The sequence below is a fragment of the Blastococcus sp. PRF04-17 genome, assembly GCF_023016265.1.
In the GTDB taxonomy this organism is placed as follows: Bacteria; Actinomycetota; Actinomycetes; order Mycobacteriales; family Geodermatophilaceae; genus Blastococcus_B.
Genome location: NZ_CP095412.1, coordinates 468,854 through 485,838, shown reverse-complemented (window position 1 = coordinate 485,838; position 16,985 = coordinate 468,854). Strand labels below are relative to the sequence as shown.

Here is a 16,985-nt window from a genome sequence, read left to right as displayed (position 1 = left end):
CCCGAGTTCAGCTCTGCTCCGCGCATCGGGCCAGGTGGCCGGCCGTCCGCCGCACGGCGTCCATCAACGTGTCGTAGCCCGCCGCCAGCGAGAGGCGGACGAAGCCCGTCCCCGCCGGCCCGAACGACGATCCCGGGGTGATGGCGACGTGCTCGGTGTCGAGCAGGCTGAGCACGAAGTCACGGTCCACCAGCCCGGTGTCGCGGATGTCCAGCCAGAGGTAGAACGCACCCTGAGGCGCCTGCACCGCGTGCCCGACCTGCCGGAACGCCTCGACCACGCCGTCGCGACGGCGCCGGTACTCGTCGCGCATGGCGGCCACGTGCTGCGTGCCCTCAGGAGCGAGGGCCTGGATCGCCGCGTACTGGCCAGGAGCGCTGATGCCGAGCACCAGCGGCTCCTGGGCCAGCGCGACGTGCCGGGCCACCTCGTCCGGTGCGACGACGTAGCCCACCCGCCAGCCGGTCATGGCGTGGGTCTTCGAGAAGCTGAAGACCGTCACCACGTTGCCCTGCGGGTCCCGCGCCACGGGACTGGAGGGCACCGCGTCGAAGTACAGCTCGTCGTAGCACTCGTCCGAGACGACCCACATGTCGTACCGCCGGGCGATGTCGAGCACCGCGTCCACGAGTTCGACCGGGGTGACCGTGCCCAACGGGTTCGCCGGGCTGTTGAGCACGATGGCCCGGCAGCCCTGCTGGGCCAGCCGTTGGATCTCCTCCGGGTCGGGCAGGTGGTGCGTCGCCGGCCCGAGCGTGTACTCGCGGACCTGGAGGCCGAGGATGCCGGCCATCGACCGGTAGTTGGGCCAGCCGGGATTCGGCAGGGCGATCGGATCACCGACGTCCAGGAGGACGCCGAGGACGTTGAAGAGCCCCTGGCACCCACCGTTGGTCACCACCACCTGGTGCGGCGCCGCGGTGATCCCGTTGACCTCCATCAGCTTGCCCGTGAGGGCCTCGCGCAGCGCCGGCAGGCCGGCGGTGGGGGGATACCCCGTGCGCCCGTCCCGGATGGCCCGCTCGGCCGCCGCGACGACGTCGGGGGCGGCGGTGAAGTCCGGCTCCCCGATCTCGAGGTGGATCGCGTCGGGGATGTTCCAGGCGCGGTCCATGATCTGCCGGGCGCCCGAGGGCTGGACGCCGTTGCGGACGCGGCCGCTGGCCGGCAGCACCGTGCGGGAAGACGTGGAGGTCACCGGGTTCAGCCGCCGATCGGGTTGAGCTCGGCTTCCTCGTACGCCAGGTCCGAGACGCCCCACCGGTCGAGGATCTCCGCGTACTCGCCGTCCTCGATCATGTCCTGGAGCGCCTGCTGGTAGACGTCGCTGAGCCCGGTGTTCTCCTTGTTGAAGGCGATGCCGGCGATCGCGGCCCCGTAGACCTCGCCCTCGACGGCCTCGAACGCGTCACCGCGCGAGTTCGCCGTCTCGAAGGCGCCGGCGGCGTCGAGCACCATCGCGTCCACCCGGCCGCTCTGCAGCGCCACGAAGTCGTTGCCCTCCGTCTGCACGATCTCGATCGGGGTGTCGCAGTCGGCCTGTGCCTCGTCGACGGGCTCCTGGTTGGCGCTGCCCTTCGCGACCCCGACCTTGAGACCGCAGAGGTCCTCGATCGACTCGACGCCCTCGGGGTTGCCGGCCGCGACGAGGATTCCCGTGCCGATCTGCACATAGCCGAGCATGTCGATCACCTCGATCCGCTCCTCGCGGATCGTCAGGCTGCTGATGACGATGTCGTAGCGGTCTGCCTGGAGGCCGGTGAGCAGCGTGTCGAAGGCAGCAACCTCGAGCTTCGGCTCCAGCCCCAGCCGCTCGCTGAGCGCGGTGATGACGTCGATGTCGAAGCCCTCGGGCTGCTCCGCGCCCTCGGGAAGCACGGCCCAGGGTGGGTTGCCGACGGCGAGCCCCACGGTGACGGAGCCGGAATCGGCGTACTCCGCCGGAAGTTCGTAGTCGCTCTCGGCTGCACCGCCGTTGCTGGCGCCGTTGCCCCCCTCCGCGGAGTTGTCGGTGTCACCGTCGCCGCCGCAGGCGGACAGTGCCACGAGCAGCCCGCTCAGGGCGAGGCCGTGCCGGTGCGGCGGATGAGGGAAGGAGTGGTCATCGTCGCTCCTTGTCGAGGGCTCTTGCCCTGTGGTTTGAATGACAGAAACTTTGAATGACATAGAACTAGTAGTGACGGCCATCACTGTCAAGGGTTTCGGAGCCTCCGAGACCGCTTCGACCTCTGATTCCACGGCCGACACCTAGCGAAGACCGAACAATTGCTCATCCGCCCGGTGCCGGATCTGCTCCGTATCGTCGGCGTCGAGGTCTGCTGCCCCGAGCGTCGCCACGGCGCGTGTCCGTGGCCGTGCCAAAGTCCCCACTGGTGGCCATCGAGAAGTCCCCGCTGATGGCCAGGTGAAGGTCCCCGTCCCTCGCTCGTCGTGTCGATCGTGAGCTGAGGCCCTGGGCGGTGACGGTGGCGGTGTCTAGCCAGTCACCGCACCGCCCAGGGGAGCTCCATTGAAGTCTGCGAGGGATGAGTTGGACGTCATCACCGCCTACCGCGAGGTGGGCAGCTACCGGGGAGCGGCCGCGATCTGCGGCACCACCCACAAGACGGTGAAGCGGATCATCGAACGGCACGAGGCCGGCGGGCAGCGCCCGGTCCGGCCGCCGCGGCCGGCGAACTATGAGGTCGTGCGCGATCTGGTGGCCGGCACGGTCAAGAAGACGCACGGGCGGATCAGCGCCAAGCGGCTGCTGCCGACGGCGCGGGCGGCCGGGTATGAGGGGTCGGCGCGCAACTTCCGGCGGCTGATCGCGGCCGAGAAGAAGGCGTGGCGGCAGGCCAACGCCCGCAGCCGCCGGCCGGCGGTGTGGGCGCCGGGTGAGGTGCTGGCCATCGACTGGGGCACCCTCGGCGGGCTGCACGTGTTCTGCGCGGTGCTGGCGTTCTCCCGGGTTCGGTTCGTCCGCTTCGCCACCGACGAGCGCGCCGAGACCACCCTGGGGCTGCTAGCCGAGTGCTTCGAGGTCCTCGGCGGGGTGCCGAAGGTGGTGCTGGCCGACCGGATGGGCTGCCTGAAGGGCGGCGTGGTCGCCGACGTGGTGGTGCCGACCCCGGACTACGTGCGGTTCGCCGCGCACTACCGGTTCCGTCCGGACTTCTGTCGGGCCGCCGATCCGGCCAGCAAGGGCATCGTGGAGAACCTGGTCGGCTACGCCAAGACCGACCTGATGATCCCGCAGGCCCCGTTCGCCGACCTGACCGCGGCGAACGCGGCGGCGGCCGCCTGGTGCGACGAGGTCAACGGCGTCGTGCACTCGGAGATCGCCGCGATCCCGGCGGCTCGGCTGGAGACCGAACGGGAACTGCTGGGCGCGATGCCCTCGCTGCGGCCCAGCATCGGACGCACGACGCTGCGCAAGGTCGACAAGCTGTCCTGCGTGCGGTTCTCCTCGGCTCGCTACTCGGTGCCGACCGCGCTGATCGGCACCCAGGTCGCACTGCTGGCCGCCGACGGCCGACTCACCGTGGTGGTGCCGGGCACCGGTGAGGTCGCCGCCGATCACGCCCTCGTCGCGCCGGGCGAGGCCAGCGTGCTGGATGAGCACTACGGCGGCCCCCGCCGGGCACCGCAGCGGGCGGCCCGCCCGAGGACGGCGGCGGAGAAGGCGTTCTGCGCCCTCGGCCCGGTCGCCGAGCAGTGGCTGGTCGGCGCCGCCGCGGCCGGCAACACCCGCCTCGGCCCCGAACTGGTCGAGCTGGCCGCCCTCGAGGCCTCCCACGGCCGCGAGGCGCTGACCGCCGCGCTCGGTCGAGCGGTCGCCTTCGGCCGCTGGCGCGCCGCCGACGTGCGTTCGATCCTGGCCGCCGGCGCCGGAGTCGCCGATGTCCGCCCCGCCGGGGAAGCCCTGGTCATCCCGCTGCCAGCCACGGCCACCCGGCCGCTGGCCGCCTACTCCCTGGACAGCCTGCGCGGCGGGGACCACTCCACTGACGGCTCGGCCGCGGCCACCGGGGCGGGGGCATGACCGCCACCGCACCGGCGCCGCTGCCGGCCGACCTGGAGGGCGGGCTGCGCCGGCTCAAGCTCGCCGCGATGCGCTCACTTGCCCCCGAGCTGCTGACCACCGCCAAGACCCAGCGCTGGGCACCGGAAGAGTTGCTTCGCGCCCTGGTCGAGGCCGAGATCGGCGCCCGGGACGCCTCCAACACCCGGCTGCGGCTGAAGGCCGCCGGCTTCCCGATGCTCAAGACGATCGAGGAGTTCGACCTGACCGCGAGCAGCATCCCCGCTCCGACCTGGGCCTACCTGACCAGCCTGGAGTGGATCCGCGCTCGGGAGAACCTCTGCCTGGTCGGCCCGGCCGGCACCGGCAAGAGCCACACCCTGCTCGCCCTCAGCCACGCCGCCGTGCTCGCCGGGCACCGAGTCCGCTACTTCACCGCCGCCGACCTGGTCGAGAACCTCTACCGCGGCCTGGCCGACAACAGCGTCGGCCGGGTCATCGACACACTGCTGCGCAACGACCTGATCATCGTCGACGAGGTCGGCTTCGCGCCGCTGGACGACACCGGCACCCAGCTGCTGTTCCGGTTCGTCGCCGCCGCCTACGAACGCCGCGCTCTGGGCATCGGCTCGCACTGGGCCTTCGACCAGTGGGGCCGGTTCCTGCCCGAGCACACCACCGCCGTCAGCCTGCTCGACCGGTTGCTGCACCACAGCGTCGTCATCGCCACCGACGGCGAGTCCTACCGGATGCGCCAAGCCCGCACCCGAGGAGGTGACCGCCCCACCACACGCTGATCAACCGCGAGGGGCGGGGACTTTCACCTGGCCACGAGCGGGGACCTCAGCTTGGCCGTTGACAGCGCGTCCGGTCGACCAGAAGGGTTCATCCGTGCCGTACGTGATGCCTTCGGCCCCGTAGACGTCCACGGCAAGGCGTAACGCACGAGGGGACTCACAGACGCAGTCCAGGTACAACTTGCGCAGGTGTTCCGATGGCCGGCCCGACAGGCCGTGGTCGACGCCCATCAGCTCGAGCACGTACTCGAAGCGTCCGAGCAGGTACGGGATCGTGGACCCGGCGTGCGGCAGCAGCAGCTTGAGCCCGGGGTGCCGGTCGAAGACGCCCCCGAGCACGAGCCGGGCGGCGCAGGCCGTCGTGTCGAACAAGAAGCCGAGCGTCGTCAGCAGACCGTGCCCTTCGACCGCCGTCCGGTCGATCGGCAGCGTCGGGTGGATGACCAGCGGAAGGTCGCACTCGGCCGCCGCGGCGAACAGCGCGTGGTACTCAGGTCCGTCGAGGGGGCGGCGCTCGGCGTTCGACAGGAGCTGGGCGCCCGGTAGCCCCAGTGCAGCGGCACGCCGCAGCTCGTCGGCGGCCTCTTCGGGATGCTGGAGCGGAAGCAGTGCGAGGCCCCGGAGCCGGCCGCCCGAGAGCGCCGGCAGCTCCGCGAGCTCGTCGTTGACGTCCCGGGCCACGCTGGTGCTGACGACCTTCGACAGCCCGGCCACTCCGGGGGCGGCGCGCTGAGCAGTCTCACCCCGACACCGTGCTCGTCCATCTGCGACCGGTGCTCGGCGAGCTCGGTCAACCCTTCGAGGAGGGGGTAGGCGAGTCCGCTCCCGCAGTCGACCAGCGACTCCGGACCCGGGGTGATGCGAGGCACTTCGGTGCGACGACGCAGCTCGCGCCCGAGCGCTTCGGGCACGTAGTGGGCGTGGACGTCGACGAGAGGTGCCCGCATCTCCGTCATCCGCGGCTCAGCCGAACACCTTCGGTCCCGGATCGCGGACGAGCTGCATCGTCGTGCACCGGATCCCTCCGCCGTACCGCTGCACCTCGTCGTAGGGGATCTCGATCGTCTCGACCCCCGCCTTCTCGAGCAGCGCGCGGGTCTTCGGGGATCCCTCGTTCATGATCACCTTGCGGGGCTCGATCGTGATCATGTTGACCGGCCAGTGCGACTCCTGCTCGTCGCGCGGCACCTCGATCAGGGTGTAGCCGATCGACCGCAGGTACCGGATGGTCTCGTAGTCGCACCACGGCGGGTAGATCAGCGCCAGCCTGGTGTCCAGCGGGGCTATCCACATGTCGGAGTGCATCCACCCCGGGACCTCGGGGTGGAAGTCGTGGAGGGGGCCCGGCGATCGGGCCACCCAGACCGTGTAGCCGGCACGCTCCAGCACCGGGCGGACCTGGTCGATCCCCTCCTGGTTGGCGTCCGTGGACAGCATCGCCACGATGAGGTCGTCGGCCATGCGCGTGAACGCCCCGCCCTCGCACACCCCCTTGCCGTGCACCGTGGCGAGGATCGGGCAACCGATCGAGCTCAGGTACTGCGACACGTAGCGCGAACGGCCGCGCCAGTAGGGCGCGGCTTCCCGGGCGATGATCGCGCCGCCGTTGACGACGAACCCGGCCGCCGCGGACACGGCCCGCTTCATCACGCCGTACGCCGACCGGGGGGTCTCGGGATAGACGAACTCCCGGACCTCGATCCCCAGGGACCGGTAGGTCTCCATCAGGTGCGCGTGCTGCTCGCGCATCAGCCCCAGGTCCGGCAGATCGCCCCCGTAGGCGAAGAAGGCCGGCGCTTCGTCGTAGAGGCTGAGCACCTCGACCTCCGTGGGCGGGCTCATGGCGACCTGGCGCAGCCGGCCGATGCCCTGGGCGCCCCAGCGCTGGCCCCAGATCCGCTCGAGCTCGTCGAGGAAGTCCACCTCGGCGTGGTAGTCGGCGTACTGCACCACCGAGTCGGGCCGGTAGCCAGGGAAATCGGTCAGATCCATGCTTCTCCTGTCCCGAGGTGCGGCCGGACGACCGCGGAGGTGCTCGTGCCTGCTGCCGTCAGGAAGCCCGCTTCCCCGCGCCGGCCGGGAGGGCGCGCCAGATGGACTCCGGTGTCACCGGCAGCCTGGTGACGGTCCCTGCCCGGCGGCCGAGGGCATCGGCGACGGCGTTGGCCACGGCGGGAGCGACACCGTAGATGCCGTTCTCGCCCGCGGCGCCCAGGCCCAGCGGGTTCGTCGTCACCGGCGTCCCGTCGGTGACCAGCTCGACGACAGGCACGTCGGTCGACGTGGGCAGCATGTAGTCGGCGAAGGTCGTGGACAACGGCTGGCCGCCCTCGTCGTAGCGCAAGTTCTCGAACAGGGCGCCGCCCAGCCCCTGGATCGCCGCCCCGACCAGTTGCCCCTCCACCAGCATCGGGTTGATCGGCCGGCCGACCTCGCACGCCAGCATCAGCCGCTCCACGGTCGGCCGCCCGGTCCGCGGGTCGAGGGAGACCACGGCCAGCGTGCCGCCGAAGCCGACGCTGACCTCCGGCTTGTCGAACCGGCCGTGCCCTTCGACGCCGGAGTCCTCGCCACCCAACTCGGCGAAGGTCACCGACTCGCCGGACGGCGCCACCAGGACTCCCCCGGGCTCGATCCCGATCTCCGACGAGGGCACGCCGAGGCGGTCGGCCGCGAGCTCGCGGCCGCGCTGCTTCAGGTCCTCGATCGCGACGGCGATCGCGTTGCCGCCGACCACCGTCACCCGGCTGGCGAAGGCGCCGAAGCCCCAGGGGGTCGCATCGGTGCTGCCGTAGTCGATGACGATCCGCTCGAAGGGGACCTCGAGCAGCTCCGCGGCCAGCTGCCCCAGCGCGGTGCGCAGCCCCTGCCCCAGGGACGACACTCCGAGCGCCACGGTGAAGCGGCCGTCGATCCCGGCGGTGACGCGGGCCTGCTCCCAGGGGCCGACCACCGCGACCTCGGCGAACGCCGCGGTGCCCAGGCCGACGATCTCGCCGGCGGCCCGGCGCTCGGCGATCGACCGCTCCAGCGCCGCGACGTCGGCCCGCTCGACCATGGAGTCCCACAGGTGCGGGTAGTCGCCGGTGTCGTGCTGGTAGGCGCCGTCGCCCTCGTCGTACTCGATGCGGTACGGGAACTGCTCGGGACGGATGAGGTTCTTCCGGCGCAGGTCCAACGGGGAGAGCCCGAGCTCGTCGGCGAGCTGGTCGAGCAGGCGCTCGCGGACGAAGGATGCCTCCGTGCCGCCGGGCCCGCGGTACGTGCCGGTCGGCGTCTTGTTGGTCGAGACGAGCCGGTGCTCCACCTCGTACCCGGCCCAGTCGTAGGGGCCCGGGAGCTGGCTCGTCGTCGCCCACTGCACCAGGGCGCCGTGCGTGCGGACGTAGGCACCGATGTCCGACCGTGCGGTGTCCCGGAACCCGAGCAGCGTGCCGTCGCGGGTCGCCGCGATCTCCAGCACGTGCTCCTGCTGCCGCGAGTGGTTGGTCGCGACGAGGTTCTCGAGACGGTCCTCGATCCACTGGACCGGGCGCCGCACGTGGCGCGCCAGCCAGGGGATCAGCAGGTCCTCCGGGTACAGCTCGCCGCGGACGCCGAAGCCACCGCCGACCTCGCACTCGACCAGGTTCACGGCGTCCTCGGGCATCCCGAGGAAGGCGGCGGTGACCCCGCGGTTGAAGTGCTTCACCTTGGCCGCGCCCCAGACCGTGATGCGCTCGAGGCCCTCGTCGTACTCCGCGACCAGCCCGCGGGTCTCCAGCGGCGCACCGGTCTGCCGGTTGGTGGCGTAGGACTGCCGGACGACGACGTCGGCACCCGCGAAGATCGAGGCGACGTCCCCCCGGCGCCACCGCAGCTCGTCGACCGTGTTGCTGCCCACCGACTCGTGGAGCACGGCGCCGTCCTCCGCGAGCGCCTGCTCGCAGGACGTCACCGCGTCCAGCGCGTCGATGTCGGCGAACACGAGGCCCGCGGCGTCCTCGGCGATCCCCTGGGTCTCGGCCACGACCACGGCGACCGGCTCCCCGACGTACCGGACCCGGTCGACGGCCAGCGGGGGCTGCAGCGCGCGCTCCAGGAGCGGCGGGTGACCGACGGGCATGCGCAGGGGGATGCGGAAGTCGGGCAGATCGGCGGCGGTGATCACCGCGTGCACACCGTCCACGGCGAGCGCCTCGGCGACGTCGATGCCGAGGATGGCGCCGTGCGCGACGGTGCTGCGCACTATCCGCGCCACCAGCTGACCCGGTCGCCGTACGTCGCCTACGAACTGGGCGGTTCCCTGCAGGAGCGGAACGTCTTCGGGGCGCAGAATGCTGCGGCCGACGTAGCCCGGCGCCTGAGCAGTCGGCCGGGACTCGATGGTCGTACCTGCTGACATGGCGGAAAAGTATCATGTCATACAAGTGCTAATGTTCCCGCTCATGACCGCTTTTGTGAGCGTGGCGATGCGGGTCAATGGACGCTCTGTGTCGTCCTCGGTGGAGGCCCGGGCGACGTTGGCGGAGTTCCTGCGGGACGATTTGCAGCTCACCGGGACCCACCTCGGGTGCGAGCACGGCGTGTGCGGCGCATGCACCGTCCTCCTGGACGGTCGTCAGGTGCGCTCGTGTCTGGTGCTGGCCGCCCAGGCCGCGGACTGCGAGGTCACCACGGTCGAGGGTCTCTCTGAGCCCGGCGGCGAGCTGCACCCCCTGCAGAAGTGCTTCCAGGAGGAGCACGCCCTGCAGTGCGGTTTCTGCACGCCGGGTTTCCTGCTCTCGGCGGTGCAGATGCTGGAGGAACGCAGCGGTCCCCCTCTGACCGACGACGAGATCCGCGAGGGGATCTCGGGCAACCTCTGCCGATGCACCGGCTACGACAACATCGTCAAGGCCATCCGTCGCGCCGCGACGGAGCAGTCCCGATGAGGACCGGGGCGTTCGAGTTCCACGCCGCGCAGAGCGTGGACCACGCGATCGAGCTGCTCGAGTCCTTCGGTGAGGACGGCAAGGCGATCGCCGGCGGCCAGAGCCTCCTCCCCTGATGGCCCTGCGGTTCGCCCAGCCCGCGCACCTCGTCGACCTCAACCGGGTACCCGAGCTCGTCGGGATCCGCGAGCTCGCCGACGGCGGTCTGTCGATCGGAGCCATGACGCGCACGGCGGACGTCGCCGCGGACGCCCTGGTCTCCGGGTACGCGCCGGTGCTGGCCGAAGCCGCGGGCATGATCGGGCACGCCGCCATCCGGAACCGGGGCACGATCGGCGGCTCGGTCGCCCACGCCGACCCGGCGGCCGAGCTTCCTGCCGTCCTGGTCGCGCTGGACGCGACGCTGCGCATCCGCGGCCGCGCCGGCCAACGGGACGTCCGCGCCGACGAGTTCTTCCAGGGCTACTTCACGACGGTGCTCGGCGAGAGCGACATCCTCACCGACATCGTCGTGCCGCCCAGCCCGGTGAGCACCGGGTCGGCCTTCGTCGAGGAGGCGCGCCGGGTGAGCGACTTCGCCATGGCGGGCGCCGCGGCCGTGGTGACCCTGGAGGCCGGCCGGTGCACGCACGCCCGCCTCGTGCTCATGGCGGTGTCGGACCGGCCATACCGCTCGCAGGACACCGAGGCCGCCCTCCTCGGCTCGGCGCTGACCGACGACGACATCGAGCGGGCCGCCGGGATCGCGGCCGCCGAACTGACACCCAACGAGGACATCCACGCCTCCGCGGACTACCGGCGGGCCCTCGCGGCCGTCGTCGCCGGCCGGGCGCTGCAGCTGGCAAGGGACCGCGCCACGGCCTGACGTGCCGCGGCGGACAGCCCGCCGGTTCCGTCCGGCGGACCGATCCTCGGGCTCAGGTCGTCAGGCCGAACAACCGCTGCGCGTTGCCGCCGAGGATCGCGGCCATGGCCGCCGCGTCCAGGCCCAGACCGGACACGGTCGCCAGGTGCCGGCTGGCGGCGAAGGGCACCGGCGGGCCGTCGGTGCCGAAGACGACCTGATCGCTGCCCACGACGTCGAGGGCGAGCTTCAGCGGCGCCGGGCCGAACGTGACCGTGTCGAGGTAGAGCTTGCGGACGTAGGTCGACGGCGGCTGCTCGAGGCGGACCTCGCCCCACGGGCCCAGCGGCTTGTAGTCGCGCAGCTCATGGCCGAAGTCGAGGCGGTCGGCGATCATGCAGATGCCGCCGCCGGCGTGCGAGCAGAGCAGCTTGAGCTCCGGATGACGCTCGAGCACGCCGGTGAGGATCATCCGCGTGAGGGTCAAGGTGGTGTCCAGCGGCCGGCCGCAGAGCTCGCCGAGCCGGTACGTGCCCATCAGCTCCTGGCCGACCACCGTGCCGCCGGGGTGCAGCAGCACCGGGACGTCGACGTCGACGACGAGCTCCCAGAACTCGTCGGGCACCGCGTCCAGGTACTGGCCGCGGTCGCTCGTGGCCAGTGCGATGCCCGGCAGCCGGAGCTCCTTCAGCGCGCGCTCGGCCTCCCGCAGGTGCTCCGGCCCGCGCCACGGGGTGGCCGTGGCCAGTGCCCTGATGCGGTCCGGGTGCGCCGCGGCGAGCCCGGCCGCGAAGTCGTCGTACTCCTGCGCGCAGCGCAGCTCGCCCAGATCCCTCTCCCCGTACCAGATGTGCGGGTCGGACACGACCGTCAGGTCGATACCTGCCTCGGTCTGCCGCTCGAGCACGGCGTCGACCTCGAACATGTCGTGCGGCAGGAAGCCGGACGCCTCCCACTCGGGCGGGAACAGATGGCTGTGCGAGTCCACGATCATGAGGGGGCTCCTCGGAGTCGGTACCGGGCGAGCGAGGGTCTACGGTGAGCGGCCGGCGCGGGCGGTGGACAGCCCGCGCCGGCCGGGTCATCCGCCGGCCTGGACACCGTGCGGCGTCTGCCAGAAGACGATCTTGCGTTCGGCGAACGCCACGAGGGCGTAGAACAGGTAGCCGAAGACCGCGAGCACTATGCCGTAGGCGTAGACCCGGTCGGTCGCGAGCAGGTCGCCGGCGATCTTGGTCTGCTGGCCGAGGCCTCCGCCGCCGCCGATGAACTCGCCGACCACGACGCCGATGACGGCCAGCACGGACGCGGTCTTGAGCCCGGCGAAGATGAACGGCAGCGCCGACGGCAACTGCAGCTTGAAGAACGTCTTGCGGCGGGAAATGCGCAACGACCGGAAGAGCGTCGCCTTGTCCCTGTCGACGCTGGCCAGCCCGGCAGCGGTGTCGACCAGCAGCGGGAAGAACGCGATGAACGCGCCGAGCGCGACCTTGGAGCTGATCCCGAAGCCGAGAGCCGCGATGAAGATCGGCGCGAACACGATCTTCGGGGCGGCGTTCACCGCGACCAGCAGCGGCATGAGGACGATCCGGCCGAAGTCGGACTCCGCGACCAGGAAGCCGAAGCCCAGACCGAGTACCACCGCCACCAGGAAGGCGAGGACCGACTCGAGCACGGTGATGCCGAGCGCCTCCGCCAGGCGGCCGCCGGTGCCCACGTCTCTCGCCATCTGGCCCAGCGCGGCAACGACGTCGCCCGGGTCCGGAAGGATGAACGGCGACACGAGATCGAGGGACGCCAGCAGGTACCAGAGCCCGAACAGCACGAGGATGAACCCGCTGAGCGAGAGCCACGTCGGGAGGCGCACCCAGATCGAGGGGCGCTCACCCCAGTCCACCTGGCTCTCGGGCGGCGGCGCGGCGGGCGGTGCGGCCGGCGCCGTAGCCTCGTCCCGCTGCTGAGGTACCACGGTCAAGATCGCCTCCTCGCTCGGTGCGGCGGGCGGGTCATCGGTTCCGGCCGGGGTCGTCGTCGTGGCCGAGCTCGAGCAGCTGGCGGACCCGCGCGACCAGGGCGGTGAACTCCGGGGTGGTCACGACGTCGAGGCTCCGGGGCCGAGAGAGCGGCACGTCGACCACGTCGACGATCCGCCCCGGGCGGGCGCTCATGACCACGACGCGGTCAGAGAGGAAGACACCCTCGATGATGTTGTGGGTGACCAGGAGCGCCGCCTTGTCGGTACCCGAGACGATCCGGGCCAGCTCCAGGTTGAGGCGCTCGCGGGTGAGCTCGTCGAGCGCGCCGAAGGGCTCGTCGAGCAGAAGCACGTTGGGGTCGCTGATCAGCATCCGGCAGATCGCCGCGCGCTGCTGCATGCCGCCGGAGAGCTCGTTCGGGTAGCGCTCTTCGAACTTCTCCAAGCCGACCCGCCCGAGCAGCTCGTCCGCCCGCTCGCGAGACGCCTTGGCGCCCCTCCGGCCGGCACTGGCCTCGATCGGGAGCAGCACGTTCTCGCGGACCGTGCGCCATTCGAGCAGCACCGGCTTCTGGAACATCATGCCCACCTCGGCCGGTGGTCCCGTGACGGGCCGACCGCCGATCTCCACCCGGCCACCGGAGGGCCGCAGGAGTCCACCGACGAGGTTGAGCAGGGTCGACTTGCCGCAGCCCGATGGCCCGATGAGGCAGACGAACTCGCCGGCGGCGACCGACAGGTCGATGTCGGTCAGTGCCACGACGTCCTCGCCCGTGGTGGCGAACCGCTTGGACGCGCCACGGATGTCGACCACCGGGGTCGGCCGGTTCGAACCGGCCGACCCGGTGGCGACTACCCCGGAGGGCACACTCACAGGTCGGACGCCTCGAAGTCGTTGAACGCCTCGACGAAGTCGTTGGTGAAGACTCCGGCGTCGATCTCCTCCTCGAGGTAGCCCTGCTCGACGAAGGCGTCGATCAATCCCTGGACGCGGTCGGGGTCGGAGTACCCCCACTGCCCGTCGGCCGAGTCCGGCAGCTGCCACAGCGCTTCGGTCTCCTCGACCAGGGCGAGAGCGAACTCCATGTCCGAGACCTCCTCGGCGAACTCCTCGCCGGTGATCTCCAGCACGCCCTCGGGGTTGTCCTGCCCCCACGCCGTCGCCATGGCCAAGCCCCGCCCGACCGACTCGACGACGTCCGGGTTCTCCTCGACGAAGTCGCCCCGCATCCAGACGGTTGCGTCGAAGAAGACGTCGGAACCGGGGACGTCGACCTTCTCCGTCTGGAAGCCCCGCAGCTCCATGATGGCGACGTCCACGTACGCAGCGGCGTACGCGACGATCTCGTCGCGCTCGAAGGCGGCGATCGGGGTCGCGCCGGAGCCCACGGCGGTCAGCTGGTAGTCCGTGTCGAGCTGCAGACCCTCGGCGCTGAGCAGAGGCACCAGCCAGGACTCGGCGCCGGCCTCGCGGGAGTCGACCCCGATGGTCTGGCCGCGCAGCTCCTCGATGTCGCTGATCGGCTCGCCGGCCTCGGTGACGAGGGCGAAGACGTCGGACTGGTACAGCGTGTAGACCGAGACGAGGTCCTCACCCTCTGCCACCGCCTGCATCACCGGGCCGGGGCTGCACAAGCACATGTCCGCCTGGCCGGTCAGCACCTGCTGCAGCGAGGCAGCGGTGCCCTCGGCCGACTCGACGTTCACCGAGACGTCGCCGAAGTAGCCCCGGTCGTCCGCGACGAACAGCGGGTAGAAGCTGATGCCACTCGGGAACGGGATGATCGCGGTGAGCTCGGTGGTCGAGCCACCGTCGCTCCCGCCATCGCCGCCACCGTCGTCGCCACCGCAGGCGGTCAGGAACAGGGCGGCGGACACGAGCGGCACCATGGTGCGTAGTGCGCGGCCGGGGATTCGGGTCATTCGTCTCTCCTCACGTGGCCAGGGACGCGGGCCGCGCCCCCAGCGGATGCCGATCGCCTCCTGCGGCCGAGAGCCGGCCGGTGGGGGTGAGCTGGTTCGGGGGATGTGCGGATGGAGCCGTCCACGACCGGGAGAGACCGCCATGCACGACCGACGTGCGGCAGGAGCCCTGCCTCCGTGCGGACATGCCCGGCCCTCCCACGCGCGTGTGTTCGACGTCTCTGACGTCTTGAGCGGACCCTGTCAGATGTATGACAAAGGGTCAACGGCCTGGGCAGACGTGATCAAGCCGTTATGCGAGCCTGATCAGGCCAGGAGGCCGCCGTCGACGCGGAGGACCTGCCCGGTCACCGCGGGGGTCGCCGGACCGGTGAACCAGATGTAGGCGGCAGCCAGCGATTCCAGGTCCGCCCCGCGCCCGAGCAGGGTGCGGCCGCCACCCGGCGCGTGAGCTGCTCGGGGTCCACCGTCACCGGACGCTCCCCCTGCGAATCGGCGACCGACAGCCCGGTGGGCACCCCGCCGGGCGCGATGCCGTTGACCCGGACCCGGGGGGCGAGGTCGCGGGCCAGCGCCTTGAGCAACCCGACGGCACCGTGCTTGACGGTGGCGTAGCCGACGCCGGCATTGTTGCCGTGCACGTCGAAGCTGGCGTCGGACAGCGTGAGGACGACGGCTCCCCCGGCCTCGACGAGTGCCGGTGCCGCCGCGCGCGCCGCGAGCAGGTATCCCAGCAGGTTGACCTCGACCAGCCGCCGGAAGCGGGCCTCCAGCTCGGCGGCGTCGCCGTCGAAAAGCTTCAGCCCGCCGTCGTGCACGCCCGCGTTGGCGACGAGGACGTCGAGACCGGGCTCCCCGGCCGCGATGGAGACTGCGCGCTCGTTGTCGGCCAGCGACCGCACGTCCCCCTCGACGGACACCACGTCGGGATTCGCCGACGGCCGGCGGTCGAGCACGGTCACCCGCGCCCCCTCGGCGACAAATGCCCGGGCGACGGCCGCGCCGATGCCCGACGCTCCCCCGGTGATCAGCACGGACCGGCCGGCCTGCGCCATGGACCCTCCTCCGTCGAGCTGCTTGGATCTGGAGTATGTCCTACCAACCGTCCAGGGCCTTGATCACCGGCGCATCCTCCGGGATCGGTGCGGCGTTCGCGCGGCGCCTCGCCCGCCAGGGCCACGGCCTCGTGCTGGTCGGCCGGGACCGTGCGGCGCTCGGTGCGGCGGTGCCCGATGCGGTCGAGGCGGAGCTGCTCCTCGCCGACCTCGCCGACTCCGACGGGGTCACCGCGGTCAGCCGTCGGCTCGTCGCCGCCGAGCGCCCGGTGGACCTGCTGGTCCACGCCGCGGGCCGGAGCACCGCCTACCCGTTCGGCGTCGCGCCGCTGACGAAGGAGATCGAGCAGCTGCAGGTGAACGTGGTGGCGACGACGCACCTGCTGCACACCGCCGTGACCGCCATGGAGGCGCGGGGCGGCGGGCAGATCGTGCTGATCGGATCCACCGCCGCGCACTGGTCGATGGGCAGCTACGCGGCCTCGAAGGCCTGGCTCGAGGTGCTCGCCGGCTCGCTGTCGGGCCGGGTCGCGACCACCGGCGTGCAGGTCCTCGTCGCCCGTCCGGGCTTCACCCGGACCGCGCTGCACGACCGCGCGGGCGTCGACAACTCCCGGGTGCCGGGCTGGATGTGGCTCGACCCCGACCGCGTGGCCAAGGAGTCCCTCGCTGCGCTCGCCGCGGGACGGACCGCCTGGACCCCGAGCCGCCGGTACCGCGCGCTGGTCGCCGCCACGGCGCCGCTCCCCCGCCGCCGCCGGTCGGCAGTGCTGCGCCGGCTGGCGCCGCTGCGCCCCCGGTGAGCCCCTACTGCTGCCACGCCTTGCCGTGGGGGTAGCTGACGAACTCCAGGGGCAGCCCCCAGGGCGTCAGCGCGAAGACGAAGCGCGCCTGCTCCCCCGCCTCCGGTCCTGGCAGGGGCATCGGCTCGCCGAGCACCTGCACGCCACGCGCACGGAGCTCCGAGACGGCGGCATCGAGGTCGTCGACGTAGAAGGCGACGTGGTGGCCACCTGCGTCGCTCGTCCGCGGCGGCTCGGTCCGCTGGTCGGGTGCGGAGAACTGCAGCAGCTCGAGGACGACGTCGGCGACGTGCACGACCGCGATGCCCTCGACCTGGGTGTCCGGGTGACGGGCGAACTGCCGCACCTGCATGTCGGGGTCCCCCGGCACGCCCCGGTACGGACCGTGCCGGAGCACGCACCGGCCGCCGAGCGCCCGCTCGAAGAAGCCGACGGCGGCCTCGAGGTCCGGCACCACCAGCCCGACGTGGTCGCCCCGCCGCAGACCGGGCAGCCCGGTCACGTCCACACCCGTCCGCCGTTGACCGGCACGGTCGTCCCGGTGACCGCGCCGGCCGCGTCCGAGAGGAGGAAGTCGAGAGCGGCGAGCAGATCGTCGGGCACGAGGGTGCGCCGGACCGCCTGACGTGCCGTGACCTCGTCCCAACGCTGCGGCGGCACCCGCTCGCGCAG

At 71.8% G+C, this 16,985-nt stretch carries 17 protein-coding genes; 5 read left to right on the top strand and 12 right to left on the bottom strand.

What is annotated here, in order from left to right:
• Positions 1-7: 7 nt before the first annotated feature.
• Positions 8-1,198, bottom strand: coding sequence for a pyridoxal phosphate-dependent aminotransferase (locus MVA48_RS02410; RefSeq protein WP_246985399.1), 1,191 nt, complete (start codon positions 1,196-1,198; stop codon positions 8-10).
• A 5-nt stretch (positions 1,199-1,203) separates the two neighbouring features.
• A complete protein-coding gene (locus tag MVA48_RS02405; protein WP_246985397.1) occupies positions 1,204-2,238 on the bottom strand; it encodes an ABC transporter substrate-binding protein in 1,035 nt (344 codons plus the stop codon).
• Between the two features lie 271 nt (positions 2,239-2,509).
• Here MVA48_RS02405 and istA point away from each other — a divergent pair, with 271 nt between their 5' ends.
• Together istA and istB are read left to right on the top strand one after the other, a co-directional pair.
• Positions 2,510-4,024 carry an IS21 family transposase gene (gene istA / locus MVA48_RS02400; RefSeq protein WP_246980965.1) on the top strand — a complete coding sequence of 505 codons (1,515 nt, stop codon included), beginning with the start codon at positions 2,510-2,512 and terminating at the stop codon, positions 4,022-4,024.
• Positions 4,021-4,800 carry an IS21-like element helper ATPase IstB gene (gene istB, locus MVA48_RS02395; RefSeq protein ID WP_246980964.1) on the top strand — a complete coding sequence of 260 codons (780 nt, stop codon included), beginning with the start codon at positions 4,021-4,023 and terminating at the stop codon, positions 4,798-4,800. Before istA ends, istB begins: the two co-directional genes overlap by 4 nt.
• Here the strand turns inward: istB and MVA48_RS02390 are convergent, their stop codons facing one another.
• The 3 genes from MVA48_RS02390 to MVA48_RS02380 form a co-directional block, all read right to left on the bottom strand.
• On the bottom strand, positions 4,801-5,631 hold the full coding sequence (locus tag MVA48_RS02390) for an amidohydrolase family protein (protein ID WP_246989038.1): 831 nt from the start codon (positions 5,629-5,631) through the stop codon (positions 4,801-4,803).
• A gap of 132 nt (positions 5,632-5,763) precedes the next feature.
• Positions 5,764-6,792, bottom strand: coding sequence for a dimethylarginine dimethylaminohydrolase family protein (locus tag MVA48_RS02385; protein ID WP_246985395.1), 1,029 nt, complete (start codon positions 6,790-6,792; stop codon positions 5,764-5,766).
• A gap of 58 nt (positions 6,793-6,850) precedes the next feature.
• Positions 6,851-9,184: a xanthine dehydrogenase family protein molybdopterin-binding subunit gene (locus MVA48_RS02380; protein WP_305852281.1), complete on the bottom strand. Its 2,334-nt coding sequence runs from the start codon at positions 9,182-9,184 to the stop codon at positions 6,851-6,853.
• Here MVA48_RS02380 and MVA48_RS02375 point away from each other — a divergent pair.
• Both MVA48_RS02375 and MVA48_RS02370 read left to right on the top strand, forming a co-directional pair.
• Positions 9,183-9,713, top strand: a complete 531-nt coding sequence (locus tag MVA48_RS02375) for a (2Fe-2S)-binding protein (RefSeq protein WP_371821182.1) — start codon at positions 9,183-9,185, stop codon at positions 9,711-9,713. The genes MVA48_RS02380 and MVA48_RS02375 overlap by 2 nt on opposite strands.
• Positions 9,714-9,828: 115 nt before the next feature.
• Positions 9,829-10,578, top strand: a complete 750-nt coding sequence (locus MVA48_RS02370; protein ID WP_246985388.1) for an FAD binding domain-containing protein — start codon at positions 9,829-9,831, stop codon at positions 10,576-10,578.
• Positions 10,579-10,630: 52 nt separating this feature from the next.
• Here the strand turns inward: MVA48_RS02370 and MVA48_RS02365 are convergent, their stop codons facing one another.
• The 5 genes from MVA48_RS02365 to MVA48_RS02345 all read right to left on the bottom strand — a co-directional run bounded on the left by MVA48_RS02365 (position 10,631) and on the right by MVA48_RS02345 (position 15,510).
• Entirely contained in the window at positions 10,631-11,551 is a 921-nt protein-coding gene (locus MVA48_RS02365; RefSeq protein WP_246985386.1) for an amidohydrolase family protein, read from the bottom strand.
• 87 nt (positions 11,552-11,638) lie between these two features.
• Positions 11,639-12,526 carry an ABC transporter permease gene (locus MVA48_RS02360; RefSeq protein ID WP_246989036.1) on the bottom strand — a complete coding sequence of 296 codons (888 nt, stop codon included), beginning with the start codon at positions 12,524-12,526 and terminating at the stop codon, positions 11,639-11,641.
• A 37-nt stretch (positions 12,527-12,563) separates the two neighbouring features.
• Positions 12,564-13,400 (bottom strand): ABC transporter ATP-binding protein, encoded by an 837-nt coding sequence (locus MVA48_RS02355; RefSeq protein WP_246985384.1) that lies wholly within the window; start codon positions 13,398-13,400, stop codon positions 12,564-12,566.
• Between the two features lie 2 nt (positions 13,401-13,402).
• Positions 13,403-14,455 (bottom strand): ABC transporter substrate-binding protein, encoded by a 1,053-nt coding sequence (locus tag MVA48_RS02350; RefSeq protein WP_246985382.1) that lies wholly within the window; start codon positions 14,453-14,455, stop codon positions 13,403-13,405.
• 347 nt (positions 14,456-14,802) lie between these two features.
• Positions 14,803-15,510, bottom strand: coding sequence for an SDR family NAD(P)-dependent oxidoreductase (locus tag MVA48_RS02345; protein WP_246985380.1), 708 nt, complete (start codon positions 15,508-15,510; stop codon positions 14,803-14,805).
• A 59-nt stretch (positions 15,511-15,569) separates the two neighbouring features.
• On the opposite strand from MVA48_RS02345, the gene MVA48_RS02340 reads away from it, so the two are divergent.
• Entirely contained in the window at positions 15,570-16,313 is a 744-nt protein-coding gene (locus MVA48_RS02340; protein WP_246985371.1) for an SDR family NAD(P)-dependent oxidoreductase, read from the top strand.
• 4 nt (positions 16,314-16,317) lie between these two features.
• Here MVA48_RS02340 and MVA48_RS02335 read toward each other — a convergent pair whose 3' ends face one another.
• Positions 16,318-16,815 (bottom strand): VOC family protein, encoded by a 498-nt coding sequence (locus MVA48_RS02335; protein ID WP_246985369.1) that lies wholly within the window; start codon positions 16,813-16,815, stop codon positions 16,318-16,320.
• On the bottom strand, positions 16,812-16,973 hold the full coding sequence (locus tag MVA48_RS02330; protein ID WP_246985367.1) for an SDR family oxidoreductase: 162 nt from the start codon (positions 16,971-16,973) through the stop codon (positions 16,812-16,814). The genes MVA48_RS02335 and MVA48_RS02330 overlap by 4 nt, the downstream gene beginning before the upstream one ends.
• Positions 16,974-16,985 lie beyond the last annotated feature (12 nt).